The following is a 20,311-nucleotide window of genomic DNA, read 5'->3' on the forward strand; positions in this document are numbered from 1 at the left end:
GTTTTTTGATAAAAATTGCACGCGTAGGGCAAAGCTGTCGTGCGCACGGCGCCGCCAGGCAATCTGCGGCCCGTGCCGCTCGGTTATCCTGCGGTCTTGGCTGCAATGCCGCCCGGCCCTGCCTGCGCGCCCCGCCTTCGCAACCCCCAAGGACTTTCCGCACTTGTCTGCCCTCAACAATCCCCCCCAATGCAGCCTGCGCCGCGACAACGACGGCCAGTGGGCGTTGCTGACCGGCTCCTGGGGCGCGGCCGAGCTGGGCCGGCGGGCGCAATGGCGCAGGCTGCGTGCGCAGCTGGCCGATGCCAAGGGCGATGACCTGGGCTGGAACCTCGAAGGGCTGGACTGGCTGGACCACGTGGGCGCGCAGCTGCTGTGGAATCACTGGGGCCGTCGCCTGCCCGCGCGTCTTGCGGCCAGCGATGCGCAGCGTGCCATGCTCGAACGCGTGGGCCGTTTCTCCAAGGAACCTGCGCCGCCGCCCCCGCGCCCGAACCTGCTGGAGCGCATCGACAGCCTGGGGTGCCTGGTGATCAACGCCTGCGGCCATTTCGCGCAGATGACGCGGCTCATCGGCCAGTTGCTGATCGACCTGCTGCGCTTTGCGCGTGCCCCGCACCGGGGGCCCTGGCGCGACATCTCCGGCCATCTTTACTCCATGGGCGCCACGGCCCTGCCCATCACGGCCCTGGTGGGCTTTCTGATCGGCGTGGTGCTGGCCTATCTGATGGCGCTGCAGCTGCGCCAGTTCGGGGCTGAATCCTTCATCGTCAACATCCTGGGCATCTCGCTGATCCGCGAGCTGGGTCCGCTGCTGGCGGCCATTTTGGTGGCGGGCCGCACGGGCTCGGCCATCACCGCCCAGATCGGCGTCATGCGCGTGACCGAGGAATTGGATGCCATGCAGGTCATGGGCATACCGCACGGCTTTCGCCTGGTGCTGCCGCGCGCGCTGGCGCTGGCCATCGCCATGCCCCTGGTCTCGCTGTGGACCACGCTGGCCGCGCTGGCCGGCGGCATGCTCGCGGCCGACCTCACCATGGGCGTCACGGGCGCCTACTTTGCCGAGGCCCTGCCTGCCGCCGTGAAGATCGGCAACCTCTGGATCGCCATGGGCAAATCCGTGGTCTTCGGCGCCCTCATCGCCCTCATCGGCTGCCACTGGGGCCTGCGCGTGGAGCCCAATACGCAGAGCCTGGGCAAGGGCACGACGGCCTCGGTGGTGACGGCCATCACCATGGTCATCGTGGTGGATGCGATCTTCGCCATCTTGTTCAAGGACGTAGGCATCTGATGGCCATGGACACCGAAACCTCCTCCACGCCCGCAGCCGACGAGCCCATCGTGCGCATCGCCGGGCTGTGGAGCGTGTTCGGCGAAGGCGAGAACGCCTTTGCCGTGCACCAGGACCTGGACCTGGATGTGCAGCGCGGCGAGATGCTGTCCATCGTCGGCGGCTCGGGCACGGGCAAGACCGTGCTGCTGCGCCAGATGCTGGGGCTGCTGGAGCCCACCAAGGGCCGTGTCGAAGTGCTGGGCCGCCCGGCCAGCGAAATGGGCCGCGAGGGCGCCGCCAGCCGCGTGGGCATGCTGTTCCAGCACGGGGCGCTGTACTCGGCCTTCAGCGTGCTGGACAACGTGGCCTTCGCACTGCGCGAGCAGGGCACGCTGCCCGACGATCTGGTGCGCGACGCGGCCCTGGTCAAGCTGCAGATGGTGGGCCTCAAGCCCGAGCATGCCTCGCGCATGCCGGCCGATCTTTCGGGCGGCATGATCAAGCGCGTGGCGCTGGCGCGGGCGCTGATCATGGACCCGCCCCTGCTGCTGCTCGACGAGCCCACGGCCGGCCTGGACCCCACCAGCTCCGACGAATTTTGCGAACTGCTGCGCGAGCTGCGTGCCGAGCTGGGCCTGACCGTCATCATGGTCACGCACGACCTGGACACGCTGTTCGCCCTGTCCTCGCGCGTGGCCGTGCTGGCCGAGAAGAAGGTGCTGGTCAGCGGCCCGCCGCGCGAGGTGGCTGAGTTCAAGCATCCGTTCATCGAGCATTTCTTCCAGGGGGAGCGCGGCAGGCGCGCGATGAGCACGGTATGAGAAGCCCCCCTGAGTCGCTTCGCGCCTTCCCCCCTCTCGCTTTGCGGGGGGGGACGACACCCTCGCGGCGGGGCGGCCCTTGCTCGGTGTCCCTTGCCTTGGGGTGCGCCGGTTTTGAAGGCCGCGCTCTGAGTGCTGGCCCTTGGGGCTGTGGCCCCATGCCTTGTTTTGCTGGGCTCAACGTTATGGACCATTGATATGGAAAACAAATCACATGCCATGGCGGCCGGCATTTTCGTGCTGGTCGTGGCGGCCCTGCTGGCGGGGCTGGCGATCTGGCTGACGCGGGATACGCGGCAGTACAACGAGTACGAGCTGTCCACCAAGGACGGCATCAGCGGGCTGCAGGCCCAGGCCGCCGTGCGCTACAAGGGCGTGGCGGTGGGCAAGGTCACGCGGATCGGGTTCGATCCGCAGACCAATGGCAATGTGCTGATCCGCATCGCCATCGGTGTGAACACGCCCATCACGCCCACCACGTTCGCCGTGCTGGGCTACCAGGGCGTCACGGGCCTGGCCCATGTGCAGCTCGATGATGCGGACCAGCCCCAGCCCCAACTGCCCCCGGGCCCCAGCGGGCTGCCGCGCCTGCCGCTGCGCTCGTCGCCGCTGAGCATGCTGGCTGACCAGGGGCAGGTGCTGCTGGAGCGCGCCGATGAGATCTCGCGCCGCCTCAGCGACATGCTGGACACCGACAACCAAAAGCGCGTGAGCCAGGCGCTGGAGAACATTGCAGCCGCTGCCGCAGGCGTGCAGCAGCTCACGCAGAACCTGGACCGCACGCTGTCCACCCAGGTGCCGCAGCTCGCCGCCGACGCCCACAACACCCTGCAGTCGCTGGAGAAGGCCAGTAACGGCGCCTCTGCCGTGGCCTCCGAACTGCAGCAGACCGTGCGCCGCGTGAACGCGCAGGATGGGCCGCTGGAGCAGATCGCCCAGAGCACGCGCGCACTGACCCGCATGGCCGATTCGCTGGGCCGCAGCACGGTGCCGCACGCCAACCGCGCGGCCGACGATGTCTCGCGCGCCGCGCGCCAGATGGGCACGGCGGCCAGCCGCTTCAGCGACAACCCGCAGGCCGTGATCTACGGGCCGGGCCAGGCCCGCCCGGGGCCGGGCGAGCCCGGCTTCGTCGCCCCGTCCGCAGCCACCCAGCCCTGACCGAGGAACCCGCATGTCCCCATCTCGCAAGACCGCCGTGGCCAGCGCTGGACTGGCCGCCGCCCTGATCCTGCTGGCCGGCTGCTCGGCCCTGCCGCAGCCCCCCGCCCAGCCCGCGCGCTATGACTTCGGCCTGGCGCCGCTGTCCGCGCCCGCGCAGGCCGCCACATCCGCCGCCCCGCAGGCACGCACGCCGCTGGCGCTGGCCGATGTGGAGGCGCCCGCCCTGTCCGACGGCAGCACGGCCATGTTCTACCGCCTGGCCTATGCCAACGGCCAGGAACTGCGCCCGTACCAGCTGGCGCGCTGGAGCCAGCCTCCTGCACTGCTGCTGCAACAGCGCCTGCGCAGCCAACTGGGCCTGCAGCGCCCCGTGCTGGCCAGCAGCGAAAGCGTGGCCCAGCCGCGCCTGCAAGGCGCCGTGCCCACGCTGCTGCGCGTGGACATCGAAGAGTTCAGCCAGGTCTTCGACGCGCCCGGCTCCAGTGCCGGCGTCGTGCGCCTGCGCGCCACCCTGGTCGAGCAAAGCGGTGCCGTGGACCGCCTGCTGGGTCAGAAGCTGTTCGAGGTGCGCAGTCCTGCAGCTTCGGGCGATGCCGCAGGCGGCGCCGAGGCCCTGGCCAAGGCCACGGATGCGGCCATTGCGCAGATCAATGCGTGGCTGGGGCAGCAGGGGCACTGAGCGGTAGCTTTGGCCGCCAGCCCGCCTTTTTTCCTTTCTTCCCCTCTCAACAACAGCCGATTGGTGCACTGCACTGTTCGGCTGTTTCTTCGTGGAGTGGACTCAGGTTCGAGCCGCTTTGGCGAGGCCACGTCGGGGCGATTGCAGCGCTTGTGAGCCTGACCGCGCTCCTTCAAGCAAAAAGCCCAGCAGAGCTGGGCTTTGGCAGGGCGAAGGCCTTACGCCTGAGTTACGCCTGAATCAGGAGGATTTGACCCTCAACGCCCTTGTGTAGGCCACCTTGCTGGAGGTGCTACGCGTGCGGAGCAGGCCGGTGTTCGTTGCCTTGCGGGCAGCCATCAGCGCACGCGACATGCTGGCCTGTTTCAGGCTGAGCACTTCGGTGTTGATGTCGGCACGTTCTTTGGTAAGCATGGCAGGCTCCTGTCGAATGAAGTATAGCAACGAGGCTTCCATCGAGCCTTTGCGATAGCGCTTTGAAGGTCCTGTTGTACAGGCGCTCCAGCCGAGGAGATGCCGGGAAATAAAAGAACTGTTCGATCTCCTGCATCTCATCGAGATAGAACACCATCACGCTGCAAAGCGTTTGCACGAACTGGAAGATCTGGAACGCTTCCGGCAGACACCAGCCATCAGGTTTGAAGTGGTCCGCTTCTGCGTCGGCGCGGCAAAACTTGACCAGCCGAGAGAACTCTGCAGGAGCGAAGTCCTTTGCGTCCAGGTTGTCCAGCATCGTGAGCAGGAGCTCGGGATCGTTGCCAGTCTCCGCATGGGGCGAAAGGAACAGAAACCAGAAGTCCAGCCCTGCGAATCGCACAGGGATGATCTCCCGGTCTGAATCAATCTCAGCCAAGTCTCCAATCCAGATGCCATCTGCGGGCGCTGCTGCAAACAGCTGCTTGCGCAAATCATCTTCAATCCACGCAGTCAATAATTTTCCCTCTCTGGAGAAAAATTAGACCTTGCACCATCTTTGGCTGCTTGCCTCATACCGTCTATCTGGGCGGTGAATTTCTCTGCACTTTCCTTTTGCGCAAGGACCCCAGCGAGCCGTACGCGCCGATATGCGGGGTGGACCACAGAGGCGCCTGGGCGGGCGCCTGACCCAGCGCTTCCCGCGCGTCCGTCAGGGGCTGTAGTCCCGATCCCACCGTCTCGGCTGCCCCTGGGACGACCGTCAACACTAGGTCCAGACTACGACGCGCAGCCCCCAGGTTTTTTACAGTGGAACCGTCGCTGATGCAGATCGCGGCTTTGAAAAAACAAGGCCTGATTGCACAGCGCTACTTCAACATCACTGAAAGGACCAAGCCATGAATGAAGACCGCATCAAGGGCAACTGGAAGCAATTCACCGGCAAGATCCGTGAGCAATGGGGCAAGCTCACCGATGACGATCTGGATGTGATCGCCGGCAAGCGCGAGCAATTCCTGGGCAAGCTGCAGGAGCGCCAGGGCCTGGCCCGCGACGCTGCCGAAAAGCAGCTGACCGACTGGCAAAAGCGCAACCCCGACTTCCGCTTCGAAGACTGACGAGGGTGGACTGCGGATGGGCTGGACGCCCTGGCCGGCGCCACCATCCGCTCCCCGACAGCCGGCGTGCCTGAGGGCACGCACCAATGGCCCGCCGCCGCAGGCACCAAGGGCCGCTTCAGTACAAATACAAGGAGTTCCATCATGCAAACACCGCAACGCTTTCGCCACATGCTGTCCGCCGTCGCCCTGGGCCTGATGGCCTCCGGCGCCATGGCCATGACCAATGCGGAGCACACGGCCGCCAAGAACCAGATCGAGGCCGACTACAAGGCTGCCAAGGAACAGTGCAAGCCGCTCAAGGACAACGCCAAGGACGTCTGCGAGAAGCAGGCCAAGGGCCAGGAAAACGTGGCCAAGGCCGAACTGGAATCGCGCCGCAATCCTTCGCCCAAGAACAGCGAAAAGGCACTCAAGGCCAAGGCTGATGCGGACTACGACATCGCCAAGGAAAAGTGCGATGACCTCAAGGGCGACGCCAAGGACGTCTGCGTGAAGGATGCCAAGGCCGCCCACGTGCACGCCGTGGAAGCCGCCAAGGTGAACAAGGCCCAGGCCGAGCCTGCTGCCAACTCCGCAGCCAAGGCTGCCAACGTGGCCGAAACCCGCAAGGACGCTGCAGAGGAAACCCGCGAAGCCGACTACAAGGCTGCCAAGGCCCGTTGCGACACCATGAGCGGCGCTGCCAAGGACACCTGCGTGGCTGATGCCAAGCGGAAATATGGACAGTAAGCTGGTAGGCACCCCCTGAGGCGCTGCGCGCCTTCCCCCTCTCTACTTGCTTCGCAAGGGAGGGGGACGGCACCTTCGCCGCGAGGCGGCTCTTGCTCGGTGCCCCTGGCCTTTTGGCCGCGCCAGTTTTATCCGCCTTGACCAAGCCCCGTTCGCGGGGCTTTGCTGTTTTCGGGTTGGCTGATGTGGGTCAAACGGGTTGGGCGGTGCTGTTCCTAAGCTGCAGGCTTTCACGATGAAGGCAGGAGAAGCATATGGCCGTGCTGGAATGGAGCGGAGCGCTGGCATTGGAGTTGCCGGCCATGGACGAGGTGCATCAGGAGTTCGTCCTGCTACTGGCCGAGGTGGAGGCGGCCGATGATGCGCAGCTGTGCGCGCGCTGGGATGAGCTGATCGCGCATACGCAGGTGCATTTCGACCAGGAAGACCGCTGGATGCAGTCCACGCGCTTCACCAGTACCAACTGCCACAGCCTGCAGCACAAGGTGGTGCTGCAGGTGATGCGCGAGGGGGCGGCCAAGGCGGCGGCCGGTGATCTGGCCGTGATCCGCAGCATGGCGGGCGAGCTGGCGGCGTGGTTCGTGCACCATGCGCAGACCATGGATGCGGCGCTGGCCCTGCATCTGCGCAGTGCGGGCTTCGATCCCGCCACGGGCTCCCTGGCGCACCCTGAGGCCTTGCCCGAGCAGCCCATCACGGGCTGCGGCGGTGCCTGCGACGGAAGCGCCGACCGCGCGCGGGCCGTGCCGGCCTGAACCGATCTGAACCGGCAGCAAGGCCACCAGTCAGCCAGCCCGCTCAGGGCACGATCGCGGGCGATGCCAGGATGGGGAAGATCTTCACCAGCCCGCCCGCCATCACCTCCACGGCTAGGGCCGCGAGGATCAGGCCCATGAGCCGCGTCATCACGTTGATGCCGGTCTTGCCCAGCACGCGGGCGATCGGGTCGGCCAGTGAAAAACAGACCATCACCACCAGCGCCACCACCACGCCATAGCCCACCAGGGCCAGGTGCTGCCAGATGGTGCGTGCCTGGTCGGCGTAGATCACCACGGTGGACATGGAGGCCGGCCCCGTCAGCAGCGGAATCGTCAGCGGCACCACGGCAATGCTGTTGCCCATGGCAGCCTTTTCCGCGCCAGCGACCAGCGTGGGCGCGTTGGGCCGTTCCTCGGCCGGGCGGGCGTTGAGCATGTTCATGGCGCTGATCAGCAGCAGCAGGCCACCGCCCACCTGAAAGCTCTGCAGCGAGATGTTGAAGAAGTCCAGCACCTGCAGCCCGATGATGGCGCAGGCCGCGATCACGCAGAACGAGGCCAGCGCCGCCGTGCGAATGGTCTGCTGGCGCTGCTGGGCGCTGAATCCCTCGGTGTAGTGGATGAAGAAGGGGACGATGGCCAGCGGGTTGATGATGGCCACCAGCGTGATCAGCGGTTTGAGGTCCATCGCATTCCCTGTAGGTTGCCGCCGCCCACCTGTGCCCGGCGCTTGCCGGTACGCACGACTTTTCGTTCCATCGAATGTCTCCTGTGAAAGAATTGCCGCACGGGCCGGCCCGCCGCCATTACAGCATTGCGGGGCGCGTCCGCCCACCGGGAAATCACAACAGGTTCTCAGACAGAAAGGAACGCGGACATGGGCAGTTTTGTGCAGTTGACTTCGTTGGATGGCACGGCTTCGCCGGCCTGGGTGGCGCGGCCCGATGTGCCCGCGCGCGGCGCCGTCGTGGTGCTGCAGGAGATCTTCGGCGTCAACGCCCATATCCGCGCCGTGGCCGACCGCCTGGCTGCCCGCGGCTATGTGGCCGTGGCGCCGTCGCTGTTCACGCGTGTCGAGGCCGGTGTGGACCTGGGCTACGGCGACGCCGACCGTGCCAAGGGCATGGCGCTGAAATCCGCCGCCGAGGCGCTGCCCCAGCCCGGCGTGCTGCCCGAGATCGAGGCCGCCATCGCCCATGCTGCCACGCTGGTGCCCGGCGGCAAGGTGGGCATCGTGGGCTTTTGCTGGGGCGGCCTGTGGGCCTGGCGCGCGGCCTGCAACCTGCCCAGCCTGTCGGCTGCGGCCTGCTACTACGGCGGCGGCATGACCACGCCGCTGGAGATGGGCCGCGAGCCGCTGTGCCCCGTGATTGCCCACTTCGGCCGGCGCGATACGCACATTCCCGTGGACGCCGTGCAGGCCTTCGCCCAGGCGCAAAAGCATGTGCAGGTGCACCTGTACGACGCCGACCACGGCTTCAACTGCGACCAGCGCAGCGCCTACGACGAGGCCAGCGCCCTGCAGGCGCGCGACCGTACGCTGGCCTTCTTCGATCAGCACCTGGCCTGATCAATCCCCGGGGTCCGGATCACAGGCCGGCCCCGGCGTCGCCTTGCGCGCCTGCACGGTCTGCAGCGTGCCCCGCAGCGCGCGCTGCTGCGCGGTCAGGAAGCTCATCAGCCCGCCCAGGTCGTTCAGCTGTTGGTCGGGGCCGGCCATGCAGCACAGGTCGATCACCAGGCCCATCTGGTGCATGCAGTCCTTGATGCGATAGACCTCGTATTCGGAAATGGGGTAGTACAGGCTGGTCTCTTCCCTCGGCACTTGCGAGGAAGAGAAGAAAGGCGGGGAGGCGTGTGCTCCGCTGAGTGCATCGAGGTCAGACATGGCGGCTCCTTTGGCATTGGACTGGCACCCCCTTGCGGAGGTCCCGCACAGCCCCGCCAAAACGGAACTGTGCCCAGCGCAGCACACTGGGAAGATGGAAAAGCCGCTGTCTCGTTGTAAAGACAAACGGCTGCTGCTCCTTTGCTTTCGGGCCGCCAAGCCCGCATCCCCCGAGGGGATCGCGAAATGGTACTCCAAATGCGCGCCCTGCCGCGCTCTGAAGCCAGGTTCAGCCCTGGGGCTGCTGCGCGTGCAGCCCCATGTGGTACAGCCCCCAGGGCGCCTGCGCAAAGCGTTCCTTCAGGGGCTTGCCGGCCAGCTCCGCAATGCGGTCGGCGTCATACATGGCCCATTGCGGGCCCAGGCCGCCCAGGCCCAGGCGCCGGCCGTCCATGTGCGTGGCCAGCAGCATGCGCCATTGCAGGGCCTGCGCCAGCGGCAGCTGGGCGCGGTAGCCGTCGATGGCCTGCAGGGTGATCCACTGGCCCTTGGCCGCTGCGGCGGCGCTGTCCACTCCGGCCGCCTGCAGCACGGTGGCCAGCAGCGGGCCGCGCAGCCGGTGGGGCTGGCCGTCGTATTCGATATGGGGCGTGATCTCCACCGTGGGCAGGCGCTCCAGCGCATGGGCCCCTGTGGTCCAGGCCGAGTCGAAGGCCAGGCCATGGTTTTTCAGCAGCAGGTCGGCTACCGGGTCCAGCGGCCCCCGGTTGCCGCGCACGCCGGGGCCGCTGATGGTGAGCACGGCGGCTTCGGTGCTTTTCCCGGGGGCGGCGGGGGCGGCCAGGGCGCTTTCGCACAGGGCCAGGCCGGTGGCTGCGCTGGCGGCCAGCAGGCTGCGGCGTGAAAGCGGGCTCCGGCTTGCGGATGCGGTCATGGGGAACTCCTGGGGGTGCGTGGCGATGTGCCAGCGCCGATTTTCCGTGAAGTGCCCATCCTGCGCGACAACGCCGCGCCCGCTGCGGTCAGCAGGCCCAGCAGCGCCAGCCCCCCGGCGCCCAGCGCTGGAATGGGCGCCGCAGATGGTGCGGGGGCCGCCGTGACGGTCACGGTGTTGCTGTCCGAGCCGGAGGTATTGCCATCACCGGGCACATAGCGCGCCTGCACCGTGGCCGTGCCCGGTGGCAGCCGGGGCACGCTGCAGCTGGCCTGCCCGCCGGTCACCGGAACGCTGGCGCACAGCACCTGCGTTCCGTTCAAGAAATCCACCGTGCCGCTGGCGCCGGCAGGCAGCGTGACCTGGGCGCTGAAAGTCACGCTCTGGCCATGGCCTGGCGCAGCGGGGGAGGCCGACAGGTGGGCGCTGGTGGCTGCCGGGCCGATCACCACGGTCACGGCTGCGGGTTCGGTGGTGGCGCCGTTGGCATCGGTGGCGGTCAGCGTGAAGCTGTAGCTGCCTGCCGCCTGCGTGGCTGTAGCCGAGAGCGTGCCGGCGGCCTGGCTGAAGCCAGCGGGCAAACCGCTCACGCTGTAGCTGAACGGCCCCACGCCGCCGCCAGGCACGGGCGCCAGCGGCTGGCTGTAGGCCGTGCCGTAGGTGCCGGAGGGCAGGCTTGCCGTGACGCTGAAGGCCGTGAAGCTGGCCTGCACGCTCCTGGCGACATCGATGGTGACGCTGCAGGTGGACGTGCTGCCGCTGCAGGCATCACTCCAGGTGGCAAAGGCATGGCCAGGGTCGGGCGTGGCGGCCAGGGTCACCAGGGTGGGCACGCCTTCGAAGTAGCCATAGCCGGCCTGGCACAGGCCGCCTGGGCGGCCGCAGTCCTGTACGGCACCCGTGGCCGCAGGCGGAGAGGCCTGCGCCGATACGCCGCCCGCGCCGCTGGTCAGAACGGTCAATGCCGCCTGGAAGACGTTCGCCTCCACGGCACCGATGTCGCACCGCGCACCCTGGGGCCGGGCCACGCCGCGCTGGTCCGTGCCGGGTGCGGTCGTGCAGGCCACCCCGTCCAGTGCCGGGCTGCCGGTGCTGTTCAACATGGTCTGGGTGGGGCCGCCGTGGCTGGCCAAGGGGCCGAGCTGCGGGTTGCCCGTGGTGAAGGCCAGGGCGCTGATGTCGGCATTGTTCAGGGCCTGCGCCAGGCCCAGCAGATTGTTGCTGCCGCTGGCATCGCTGGTGCCGCCATTGCGCAGGTCCAGCACCACGTCCCTGCCAGCGGGCTGTTTGGTGGCCGGCTCGAACACGCTGCCTTGGGCAATGCTGGCCTGCATCTCCAGCGAGGCGCCGCTGCGGGTGCAGCTGATGTTGCCACCCGAACTGCAGGCGGCCTGGGAATCGCCCAGGCTGTAGATGGCGCCGCCTTGCGCGGCCGGGTTGTCGTCGCCATTGGCCTGCACGGTATTGCCGGCCAGGGTGGAAAAACGGATGGTGAGCGCGCCGTTGTAGTTGAAAACGGCGCCACCCAGGCCGGCGCCGCCGCCGCTGCTATTGCCTAGCCCACCGTGTGCACCGTTGCCAGCCAGGGTGACCTGGTTCAGCGTCAAGGTGCCTGCGTTGTTGAAAATGGCCCCTCCCATGCCGCCTGCGCCACCGCCAGCGTCGAAGGCGCCGCCCCCACCGTTGCCAGCGCCGAAGCCGCCACCGCTGCCACGACGGCCACCACCACCGCCAAATCCGCCACCGCCGGAGCCGCCGCCGCCACCACCGAAGCCGCCGTTCTTGCCGCTGGCGCTGCCACTGCCACCGCCCAGGCCGCCATCGTCCGGGCCGCCAGCGTTCGGCCCTCCCCCCGGGGAAAAAGTCCCATCCTCGCCCACGCCGGCACCTGCAAAGGAGTTCAAGGAAAGCCTGCCTCCTTGCCCCCCTTGTGCGTGATTGCGCGTGAGCGTGCTGCGTTCGATGGTGAGCTGGCCCCGATTGAAGATGGCACCGCCCGCACCCAGCGCGCCGCCGCCAAAGCGGCTGGAGCCGCCTGTGGCCTGCCCCCCGGCCAGGGTCAGGCCGCGCAGGACCAGGCCACCCTGCGCATCGATGTCGAACAGCCGGAAGCCGGGTGCGGTACCGAGGCGCTGCACGCTCACGCCCTGGGGCGTCAGGCCATTGGCGGTGGCATCGATGGTGATGCGCTTGCCGCTGATGAAGAAGGCGCTGGGGCCGAACTGCGAGACGTAGCCGGGCCAGCTGGCCAGCGGCAGGCAGGTGGCGCCGGCGGCCTGCCCGGTGTCCAGGCAGTTGGTAAAGCGGGTCAGCGAGATGGTCTGCCCATCCAGGGCCGCGCCGAAGACGATGGTGTCGCCATCGGCGGCATGGTTGATGGCGTCGCGCAGGGTGTCGCAGTTGCGGTCGCCTGCGGCAGGCGAGCATTGCGCACGAGACAGCGGCTCGGTGTCTGCAATCTCGCCGGCGGTGGTGACGGTGAGTGTGGCGGCCTGGGCCGCGGCGCCGGCAAGGGCCAGTGCCAACCCGCCCGCCAGGCCCGGCAATGTCCGGCCCCAGGGGCTCGGCGTGGGTATGGGTGGTACGTCGGCTGCAGCAGACGGGTGGATGATGGACATGGCGGACCCCCTCGGTAGGCACAGCATCTCGGTGATGTGCTGAAGAGGGCAAATCTATGGGGTGTCCGGCTTTCTGTATGTCCCCCGTTCGGGCTACATGGCCGATGAGAGGGGACGGGGCCGCCCATGTCGCCTATCCGGGCGACATGACAGCGGTCTTGTTCCATGTGAACATGCGGCCCTCGCCACGCACTCCACGTCCATGGACACGCACACAGACCCTTCCTCTGCCGCCGCGACGGGTGGCGCCACACCCATCCGCGTGGCCGTGGTGGAGGACGATGCCGCCTGCCGCCACGCCCTGGTGGGCGTGATCAATGCCGCGAAGGACATGGTCCTGTGCTGGGCGGCAGCCAGCCGCGCGGAGGCCCTGCACCAGCTCGGCCGGGCCGATGGGGCCGGTGCCATGGACGTGATGCTGGTGGACCTGGGCCTGCCCGACGGCAGCGGCCTGGAGGTGATTGCTGCCGTGCGCACCCGCCATCCGGGGGCGGCGGTGATGGTCAGCACCATCTTTGGCGACGAGCAGCATGTGCTGGCCGCCATCGAGGCCGGCGCCATGGGCTATCTGCTCAAGGACCTGGCCGCCGACGCGGTGCTGGAGGAAGTGCGCAGCCTGCACGCGGGCGGCAGCCCCATCAATCCCATGGTGGCGCGCAAGCTGCTGCTGCGCCAGCAGCGGGCCGGGGCGGTGGCCGGGCTGCAGCCGCCTGCCGAGCCGCAGGCCGCCGCGCAGGCGCTGTCTGCGCGCGAGCTGGAGGTGCTGCGCCTGGTGGCGCGCGGCCATACGCTGGACGAGGTGGCGCGCCAGCTGGGCGTGTCGCGCCATACGGTGCGCACCTTCGTGCGGCGCATCTACGGCAAGCTGCAGGTGTCCAGCCGCACGCAGATGATGCATGTGGCGTTGCAGCGCGGCTGGCTGGCCGAGGGGCGGCAATGAGCACCGCCAGGGTGGGCAGATGACGCAGCCGCTGCTGCAGGGGAGGGTCTTGCTGGTTTCGGCGGGGCTGGTGGCGCTGGCGATGCTGCTGGCGGGGGCGTTCGGGCTGCGTGGCCCCGCCGCAGGCGAAGCGGTGCAACTGCGCCAGGCGCAGCTGTGGCGGTCGGACAGCCCGCACTGGGCGCCGCCTGCGGCGCTTGCGTCGGCCGACGACGCGGTGCTGGATGCATCGACGCCGTGGAGCGATGTGGACCTGCCCTATGGGGGCGACAGGGCCGTGTCGGGCAGCGGCGACCTGGCCGCGGCGCCGCCCGAGGTGCGCTGGTTCCGCGCCGTGGTGCCGCCTGAAGCCCTGGTGCCCACGCCCCAGGGCGCGCGCCTGTATATCCCGCGCTGGCAGACGGTGGGCACGGTGGCGGTGTATGTGGATGGGAAGCTGGCCTGGCAGACGCGCGGCAGCCGGGTGTGGAACAGTTTCAACCGGCCGGTGTGGCTGGACCTGGGCGGGCTGGCGCAGCCGGGCAGGCCGCTGCAGGTGCATGTGCGCATGGCCAGCCAGCAGGGCGTGGGCGGCGCGCTGTCCAGCCTGTGGGCGGGGCCGGCCGAGTCGCTGCGCCTGTCCTGGCGGCTGCGCAGCCTGCTCCAGGCCGATCTGGTGGTCTACACGGCGGGCTCCTACCTGGTGCTGGGCCTGTTCGCGCTGGCGCTGTGGACGCTGCAGCGGCGGCGCGGGGATGTGGTGTTCCTGCTGTTCTTCCTGATGTCGCTGTGCCAGTTGCTGGGCTCGCTGCAGTTCATGGTGGACGGCGAGGGGTTGGCCCTGTCGGACGGCTGGTTCTCCTGGCTGACGCTGGCCGGCCTGATGGGCGCCACGGTGGCGGCCTTCCATTTCCTGTGCCTGATGCAGCGCAGGCGCCGGCCCTGGCTGGCCCGGGTGCTGCAGGGCTATGTGGGCACGGTGCTGCTGGTGGCGGTGCCGCTGTGGGGGCCGGCGCACGAGACCATCCTGCCGCTGCTGCGGCTGCTGATGGTGCCGCCGGAGATCCTGGTGCTGTGCATGGCCGTGGCGGGCGCCTGGCGCATGCGCGATGGCGGCAGCACCATGCTGGCCGTGTGGATGCTGCTGTCGTTTCCCATCGGCTTCCATGACCTGGCGCTGCAGAGCTACCTGATCAGCATAGAGAGCATCTACCTCACGCCCTATGTGTACCTGGGGCTGTTCACGCTGTTCCTGCTGGTGGCCTACCGGCGCTACAACGGCGCGCTGGCCGTGGCCGAGAACGCCAACCTGCATCTGGCGGAACGGCTCAAGGCCCAGGAGGCCGAGCTGGCCCAGGCCCATGAACGCCTGCTGGCCGTGGAGCGCGAGCAGATGCTGATGCAGGAGCGCCAGCGCCTGATGCGCGAGATGCACGACGGCGTGGGCTCCTCGCTGATGAGCGCGCTGCGCGTGGTGGAGTTCAACCAGGCCGGCACGGTGGACCTGGTGCAGCTGCTGCAGGAGTGCATCGATGACCTGAAGCTGTCCATCGACTCGCTGGAGCCGCTGGACTGCGACCTGCTGGCGCTGCTGGCCGGGCTGCGCTACCGGCTGGGGCCGCGCCTGGAGGGGGCGGGGCTGCGGCTGCACTGGGAGGTGAGCGACCTGCCCGCGCTGCCCTGGCTGGACGCGCAGGCCGCCCTGCATGTGCTGCGCATCCTGCAGGAGGTGCTGACCAACATCATCAAGCACAGCGGCGCGCGCGAGATCACGGTGCGCACGGCCCAGGCCCCCCTGGACGGCCGGGCCGGCATGCAGGTGCTGGTGGAGGACGACGGCCACCCCTTCGACCGCGCCCAGGCACCCACCGAGGGCCGCAAGGGACTGGTGAACATGCGCACGCGCGCGCTGGCGCTGCAGGCGCGGCTGGACTGGGCGCCGCTGGCCGGCGGCAATCGCTTCACGCTGTGGATGCCGCTGGAGCGGGCGGGGCCCTAGTCCTGCGCCGTGCGCGCCATGTAGCGCTTGCGCCAGAAGAACACGGTCAGGCCCACGGCAATCGTCGTCATCGAGCCCATGGCCCACCAGAAGCCGTCCTGCTTGTGCACCAGGGGGATGAATTCGAAATTCATGCCGAAGATGCCGGCAATCAGGTTCAGCGGCAGGAAGACGGCCGTCAGCGCGGTGAGCGTGCGCATGATGTCGTTGGTGCGGTTGCTCTGCACCGAAAAGTGCATCTGCACCACGGTCTCGGTGCTTTGCTCCAGCCGCCGCACGTGGTGGACCACGCGCTCTATGTGTTCCAGCACGTCGCGGCTACGCACCTTGAGCAGGTCCAGCTCGCGCAGCGCCGCCGCATCTTCAGGCGGCGCCCAGGTCTCCAGCGCGTCCGTCCAGTCCTGCACGGCGGCGCGCTGGTCTTCGCAGACCTCGTCCAGCTCGTGCAGGGCCAGGCGTGCGTCCAATAGCGCGCTCCAGTTGGCAAAGCGCGTGCGCGGGCGCAGCAGCTCGGTCTGCCAATGGTCCAGCTGGCGCGACAGTTCGCGGCGCAGGTCCAGGAAGCCGTCCACGATGAGGTTGACCACGCGCAGCATGAGGTCGGGCGGGCTGGCAGGCAGCCGCGTGCCGGAGGTGGGGTTCAGCCGTCCCTCGCGGGGGTCATTGGGCACGGCGGCCAGCAGCCGCGCGGCATAGGCGTCGCGCACGGTGCAGTCGTCGGGGTGCACGGACAGCAGCACCTGATCGAACATGGCAAAGCCCACGGGGCTGGTGTCGATGTTGCGCAGCACGGGCGGACCTGTGCGGCGCACGGGAGGTGACGGGGGCAGCGCCTGCGCCGCAGGCGAAGAGGCCGTGCCGGCCTGCGGGGCGGCACGTGCCTGCCCGCTGGCCAGGCGGCGAAACACCAGCAGGTCGTACTGCGAGGTGTAGTCGTAGCGCGAGGGCAGCTGGGCGTTGAGCAGGTCCGAGACATGCAGGTCCACCAGTTGCTGGCCCGACAGCAGCTGCAGCGTGCGCTGCACCTCGGCCAGCCGCTCTTGCAAGGTGGCGCGGGTGCAGGAGATCCAGACGAATCCCTGCGCGGGCGCCTGGTCGGGCAGGGCGGCCAGCTCGGTGGCGCCGCCCGGCTGCAGGTGGAAGATGCGCATGTTCCTGGCGGCGGGAGCGGCTCCCGCGGGCGGCGTCACCGGCTGCATGCGCTCAGCCGCGCAGCTTGCGCGCGGCGTCGATGGCGAAGTAGGTCAGGATGCCGTCGGCACCCGCGCGCTTGAAGGCCAGCAGCGATTCCATCATCACCTGGTCATGGTCCAGCCAGCCGTTGGCGGCGGCGGCCTTGAGCATGGCGTACTCGCCGCTGACCTGGTAGGCAAAGGTGGGCACGCCGAACTCGTCCTTGACGCGGCGCACCACGTCCAGGTACGGCATGCCGGGCTTGACCATGACCATGTCGGCGCCTTCGGCCAGGTCCTGGGCGACTTCGCGCAGGGCCTCGTCGGTGTTGGCGGGGTCCATCTGGTAGACGTTCTTGTCGGCCTTGCCCAGCGCGCCGCGCGTGCCCACGGCGTCGCGGAACGGGCCGTAGAAGGCGCTGGCGTACTTGGCGCTGTAGGCCATGATGCGGGTGTGGATGTGGCCGTGGGCCTCCAGCGCCTCGCGGATGGCGCCGATGCGGCCGTCCATCATGTCGCTGGGCGCCACCATGTCCACGCCGGCCTCGGCATGGTTCAGGGCCTGGCCCACCAGTACCTGCACGGTCTCGTCGTTGATGATGTAGCCGGACTCATCCAGGATGCCGTCCTGGCCGTGGCTGGTGTAGGGGTCCAGGGCCACGTCGGTCATCACGCCCAGTTGCGGGAATTCCTTCTTGAGCGCACGCACCACGCGCGGGATCAGGCCGTCGGGGTTGAGCGCCTCCTTGCCGTCGGGCGTCTTCAGCGAGGTCTCGATGGCGGGGAACAGCGCCAGGAACGGGATCTCCAGCTGCACGCACTGCTCGGCCACGGGCAGCAGCAGGTCCAGGCTCAGGCGGTCCACGCCGGGCATGGAGGGCACGGCCTCGCGCTGGTTCGTGCCTTCGTGCACGAACACGGGGTAGATGAAGTCATGGGCCGTGAGCACGTTCTCGCGCACCAGATTGCGCGTGAAGGCGTCGCGGCGCAGGCGGCGAGGGCGGTTGTGCGGGAAGGGGGTGGGGCTGGACAGATGCATGCCGAAAATTGTGCCCCATTCCCGCCGCAGGCCCCGCAACCCTGGCGACGACGCCGGCACGCGGGACTCGGCTTTTGCGCCTGCGCAGCCTGGCGCACCCCTGTACGCACGTACACTGCCCGCATGCTGTGGGTCAAAGCCTTTCATATCGTTTTCGTGGCAAGCTGGTTCGCGGGCCTGTTCTATCTGCCTCGCATCTTCGTCAATGTGGCCATGGTCACGCCCGGCTCGGTGGCCGAGCGCGAGCGCCTGCTGCTGATGGCACGCAAGCTGCTGCGCTTCACCACGCTGCTGGCCGTGCCCGCATTGGGCCTGGGCCTGTGGCTGTACCTGGGCTACGGCATCGGCAAGGGGCCGGGCAACGGCTGGATGCATGCCAAACTGGCCGGCGTGCTGCTGGTCATCGGCTACCACCATGCCTGCGGGCGCCTGCTGCGCAAGCTGATCGACAACCGGGTCCAGCACAGCCACCGCTGGTTCCGCTTCTTCAACGAGGTGCCGGTGCTGCTGCTGGTGGCCATCGTCATCCTGGTGGTCGTCAAACCTTTCTGAGAAACCGATCCAACGAAGAGGGAGGCAGGGCGTGGTGCAAAAGACTTCGGCCTGGCCGCTGGCGCTGGTCTATGCGGTGCTCATCGTTTTCGCCAGCCTGTTTCCTTTCGATGGCTGGCGTGCCCAGGGCATTGATCCGCTGGTCTTCCTGACGGCAAAGATCCCGCCGCCGTACTGGACCTGGTTCGACATCAACATCAATATCGTCGGCTATGCGCCGCTGGGCTTTTTCCTGGCGCTGGCCCTGGTGCGCAGCGGCAGCCCGCGCGCGGCCGTGCCGCTGGCGGCGCTGGCAGGCACCCTGCTGTCGCTGTCCATGGAGTTCCTGCAGATCTACCTGCCGCGGCGCGTTCCCTCCAACCTGGATCTGGTGCTCAATGCGGGCGGCACCCTGCTGGGGGCGCTGGTGGCGCTGCTGCTGGAGCGGCTGGGCGCGCTGGCGCGCTGGAGCGCCTTTCGCACCCACTGGCTGGGCGAGGACGGCGGCGGCGCCATGGTGCTGCTGGCGCTGTGGCCCTGGGCGCTGCTCTTTCCCGCCGCCGTGCCCTTTGGCCTGGGCCAGGTGCTGGAGCGGCTGGAGCAGGGGCTGCTGGATCTGCTCGAAGGCACGCCCTTCCTCATGTGGCTGCCTCTGCGCGAGTCGGCCCTGACGCCGCTGTCGCCCGTGACCGAGATGCTGTGCGTGATGCTGGGCCTGTGGGTGCCCTGTCTGCTGGCCTACTGCGTGATGCGCCACATGGGCCGGCGCGCCATGCTGGCGGGCTCTGCGGTGGTGATCGGCATCGGTGTCTCGGCACTGTCGGCTGCGCTGAGCTGGGGGCCGGCCCATGCCTGGGAGTGGGTGGACCTGCCGGTGCGCATGGGCGTGTGGGGTGGCCTGGGCCTGGCCATGGTGGCCATGCCGCTGCCGCGCCGGGCGTGTGCGGCCCTCTTGCTGCTGGTGCTGGTGCTGCAATTGAGCATCCTGAACCAGGCGCCCACCAGCGCCTATTTCTCGGAAACGCTGCAGGCCTGGGAGCAGGGCCGCTTCATCCGCTTCTACGGACTGGGCCAGTGGCTGGGCTGGCTGTGGCCCTATGCGACCCTGGTCTATGTGCTGCTCAGGCTGGCGCGCCGCGATGCGGCACCGCCGCCGCCCCCGGCGCCTGCAGTGCCGCAGGCCTAGAATCCGCTCCATGAGCGAACACCCACGTCCCGGGGCCGACAGCGGCCAGCAAGGCGCAGGCAACTACTATGCGCGCCACATCTTCTTTTGCCTCAACGAGAGGCCCAACGGCGAGGACTGCTGTGCGCTGCACGGCGCCAAGGCGGGCTTTGACCACTGCAAGAAGCAGGTCAAGCAGCTGGGCCTGGCCGGCAAGGGCCAGGTGCGCGTGAACAAGGCCGGCTGCCTGGACCGCTGCGCGGGCGGTCCCGTGGCCGTGGTCTACCCCGAAGGCACCTGGTACACCTTCGTGGACGAGTCCGACATCGACGAGATCGTCGAGTCCCACCTCAAGAACGGCCAGCCCGTGGAGCGCCTGCTGCTGCCGCCCGACGTGGGCCGCTGAGCGCCGGTTGGAACTTTGGGCCTTTCCGGGCATCAGTGCTTTGTCAGCTTGGATTGGCTGCTACTACTAGGATAGCGATTGTGAATGCGCAGACCGAACGTTTGACCTTGACCGGCCTTGCCGGGGCCGTGGAGGCCCTGCGCGATGCGCCGGCCGCCGATGCACCGCCGCGCGGCGTGGCCATCATCGCCCACCCCCATCCGCTGTTCGGCGGCACCATGGACAACAAGGTGGTGCAGACCCTGGCGCGTGCTTTCGTGCAGTGCGGCTACACGGCCGTGCGATTCAACTTCCGCGGCGTGGGCGCCAGTGCCGGCGAGCACGACGCAGGGGTCGGCGAGGCCCAGGACATGCTGTCCGTGGTCCGCCAGGTCGCCCCCGAAGGACCGATCGCGCTGGCCGGCTTCTCATTCGGAGCCTTCGTCACCAGCCATGTGCTGGCGGGGCTCTGGAACGAGGGCCGGGTGGAAAAGGCGGTGCTGGTGGGAACGGCGGCCAGCCGTTTCACCGTGGCGCCTGTCCCGCCCGAAGCCCATGACCGGACCCTGGTGGTGCACGGCGAAGCCGATGACACGGTGCCGCTGTCTGCCGTCATGGACTGGGCGCGCCCGCAGATACTGCCTGTTACCGTCGTGCCCGGGGGCGGTCATTTCTTTCACGGACAATTGCCGCTGCTCAAAAGCCTCGTGGTCCGCCATTTGCGCTCACTCCCCTAGCGGCCCGCGCCGCTGCTCAACA

The 20,311-nt window shown here is 68.5% G+C and carries 21 protein-coding genes; 14 read left to right on the forward strand and 7 right to left on the reverse strand.

Annotated elements, in window-relative coordinates; genetic code table 11:
- Positions 1 to 163 precede the first annotated feature (163 nt).
- The 4 genes from KDK82_RS25585 to KDK82_RS25605 all read left to right on the forward strand — a co-directional run bounded on the left by KDK82_RS25585 (position 164) and on the right by KDK82_RS25605 (position 3,940).
- Complete coding sequence (locus KDK82_RS25585) at positions 164 to 1,294, forward strand: ABC transporter permease (RefSeq protein ID WP_034397875.1); 1,131 nt, start codon at positions 164 to 166, stop codon at positions 1,292 to 1,294.
- Positions 1,294 to 2,097, forward strand: coding sequence for an ABC transporter ATP-binding protein (locus KDK82_RS25590; RefSeq protein WP_012202305.1), 804 nt, complete (start codon positions 1,294 to 1,296; stop codon positions 2,095 to 2,097). The genes KDK82_RS25585 and KDK82_RS25590 overlap by 1 nt, the downstream gene beginning before the upstream one ends.
- 198 nt (positions 2,098 to 2,295) lie before the next feature.
- Entirely contained in the window at positions 2,296 to 3,258 is a 963-nt protein-coding gene (locus tag KDK82_RS25600; RefSeq protein ID WP_013800229.1) for an MlaD family protein, read from the forward strand.
- A gap of 13 nt (positions 3,259 to 3,271) precedes the next feature.
- A complete protein-coding gene (locus KDK82_RS25605; RefSeq protein WP_088166596.1) occupies positions 3,272 to 3,940 on the forward strand; it encodes an ABC-type transport auxiliary lipoprotein family protein in 669 nt (222 codons plus the stop codon).
- A 292-nt stretch (positions 3,941 to 4,232) separates the two neighbouring features.
- Here the strand turns inward: KDK82_RS25605 and KDK82_RS25610 are convergent, their stop codons facing one another.
- A complete protein-coding gene (locus KDK82_RS25610) occupies positions 4,233 to 4,871 on the reverse strand; it encodes a hypothetical protein (RefSeq protein ID WP_088166597.1) in 639 nt (212 codons plus the stop codon).
- A 382-nt stretch (positions 4,872 to 5,253) separates the two neighbouring features.
- On the opposite strand from KDK82_RS25610, the gene KDK82_RS25615 reads away from it, so the two are divergent.
- From KDK82_RS25615 to KDK82_RS25625, 3 genes are all read left to right on the forward strand, one after another.
- Positions 5,254 to 5,472, forward strand: a complete 219-nt coding sequence (locus KDK82_RS25615; protein WP_012202308.1) for a CsbD family protein — start codon at positions 5,254 to 5,256, stop codon at positions 5,470 to 5,472.
- A 144-nt stretch (positions 5,473 to 5,616) separates the two neighbouring features.
- A complete protein-coding gene (locus tag KDK82_RS25620) occupies positions 5,617 to 6,204 on the forward strand; it encodes a hypothetical protein (RefSeq protein ID WP_088166598.1) in 588 nt (195 codons plus the stop codon).
- Between the two features lie 254 nt (positions 6,205 to 6,458).
- The gene (locus KDK82_RS25625) at positions 6,459 to 6,959 is read left to right on the forward strand and encodes a hemerythrin domain-containing protein (RefSeq protein ID WP_034365659.1); all 501 of its coding nucleotides are present in this window, start codon (positions 6,459 to 6,461) and stop codon (positions 6,957 to 6,959) included.
- A gap of 43 nt (positions 6,960 to 7,002) precedes the next feature.
- Here KDK82_RS25625 and KDK82_RS25630 read toward each other — a convergent pair whose 3' ends face one another.
- Positions 7,003 to 7,650 carry a MarC family protein gene (locus tag KDK82_RS25630; protein ID WP_012202311.1) on the reverse strand — a complete coding sequence of 216 codons (648 nt, stop codon included), beginning with the start codon at positions 7,648 to 7,650 and terminating at the stop codon, positions 7,003 to 7,005.
- 189 nt (positions 7,651 to 7,839) lie between these two features.
- Here KDK82_RS25630 and KDK82_RS25635 point away from each other — a divergent pair, with 189 nt between their 5' ends.
- Complete coding sequence (locus KDK82_RS25635) at positions 7,840 to 8,532, forward strand: dienelactone hydrolase family protein (protein WP_013800233.1); 693 nt, start codon at positions 7,840 to 7,842, stop codon at positions 8,530 to 8,532.
- On the opposite strand, the gene KDK82_RS25640 is transcribed toward KDK82_RS25635, so the two are convergent.
- The 3 genes from KDK82_RS25640 to KDK82_RS25650 form a co-directional block, all read right to left on the reverse strand.
- Positions 8,533 to 8,850, reverse strand: a complete 318-nt coding sequence (locus tag KDK82_RS25640) for a hypothetical protein (protein ID WP_088166599.1) — start codon at positions 8,848 to 8,850, stop codon at positions 8,533 to 8,535.
- A 229-nt stretch (positions 8,851 to 9,079) separates the two neighbouring features.
- The gene (locus KDK82_RS25645) at positions 9,080 to 9,724 is read right to left on the reverse strand and encodes a molybdopterin-dependent oxidoreductase (RefSeq protein WP_063327695.1); all 645 of its coding nucleotides are present in this window, start codon (positions 9,722 to 9,724) and stop codon (positions 9,080 to 9,082) included.
- The gene (locus tag KDK82_RS25650; RefSeq protein ID WP_088166600.1) at positions 9,721 to 12,342 is read right to left on the reverse strand and encodes an Ig-like domain-containing protein; all 2,622 of its coding nucleotides are present in this window, start codon (positions 12,340 to 12,342) and stop codon (positions 9,721 to 9,723) included. Before KDK82_RS25650 ends, KDK82_RS25645 begins: the two co-directional genes overlap by 4 nt.
- A 202-nt stretch (positions 12,343 to 12,544) precedes the next feature.
- Between KDK82_RS25650 and KDK82_RS25655 the strand changes: the two genes are divergently transcribed.
- Both KDK82_RS25655 and KDK82_RS25660 read left to right on the forward strand, forming a co-directional pair.
- Positions 12,545 to 13,282: a response regulator transcription factor gene (locus tag KDK82_RS25655; protein ID WP_088166601.1), complete on the forward strand. Its 738-nt coding sequence runs from the start codon at positions 12,545 to 12,547 to the stop codon at positions 13,280 to 13,282.
- Positions 13,283 to 13,301: 19 nt separating this feature from the next.
- On the forward strand, positions 13,302 to 15,260 hold the full coding sequence (locus KDK82_RS25660; RefSeq protein WP_088166602.1) for an ATP-binding protein: 1,959 nt from the start codon (positions 13,302 to 13,304) through the stop codon (positions 15,258 to 15,260).
- Here the strand turns inward: KDK82_RS25660 and KDK82_RS25665 are convergent.
- Positions 15,257 to 16,459, reverse strand: a complete 1,203-nt coding sequence (locus KDK82_RS25665; protein ID WP_013800241.1) for a magnesium transporter CorA family protein — start codon at positions 16,457 to 16,459, stop codon at positions 15,257 to 15,259. The two genes, KDK82_RS25660 and KDK82_RS25665, sit on opposite strands and share 4 nt — an antisense overlap.
- A 4-nt stretch (positions 16,460 to 16,463) precedes the next feature.
- A complete protein-coding gene (gene hemB, locus KDK82_RS25670; protein ID WP_013800242.1) occupies positions 16,464 to 17,471 on the reverse strand; it encodes a porphobilinogen synthase in 1,008 nt (335 codons plus the stop codon).
- Between the two features lie 123 nt (positions 17,472 to 17,594).
- Between hemB and KDK82_RS25675 the strand changes: the two genes are divergently transcribed.
- From KDK82_RS25675 to KDK82_RS25690, 4 genes are all read left to right on the forward strand, one after another.
- A complete protein-coding gene (locus KDK82_RS25675; protein WP_088166603.1) occupies positions 17,595 to 18,023 on the forward strand; it encodes a CopD family protein in 429 nt (142 codons plus the stop codon).
- Between the two features lie 31 nt (positions 18,024 to 18,054).
- Positions 18,055 to 19,188 carry a VanZ family protein gene (locus KDK82_RS25680; RefSeq protein WP_013800244.1) on the forward strand — a complete coding sequence of 378 codons (1,134 nt, stop codon included), beginning with the start codon at positions 18,055 to 18,057 and terminating at the stop codon, positions 19,186 to 19,188.
- 10 nt (positions 19,189 to 19,198) lie between these two features.
- Positions 19,199 to 19,573, forward strand: coding sequence for a ferredoxin (locus KDK82_RS25685; RefSeq protein WP_012202322.1), 375 nt, complete (start codon positions 19,199 to 19,201; stop codon positions 19,571 to 19,573).
- Positions 19,574 to 19,653: 80 nt separating this feature from the next.
- Positions 19,654 to 20,289, forward strand: a complete 636-nt coding sequence (locus KDK82_RS25690; protein ID WP_012202323.1) for an alpha/beta hydrolase — start codon at positions 19,654 to 19,656, stop codon at positions 20,287 to 20,289.
- Positions 20,290 to 20,311: the final 22 nt, after the last annotated feature.

This window comes from Delftia sp. K82, assembly GCF_002193035.1.
Classification (GTDB): Bacteria; Pseudomonadota; Gammaproteobacteria; order Burkholderiales; family Burkholderiaceae_C; genus Comamonas; species Comamonas acidovorans.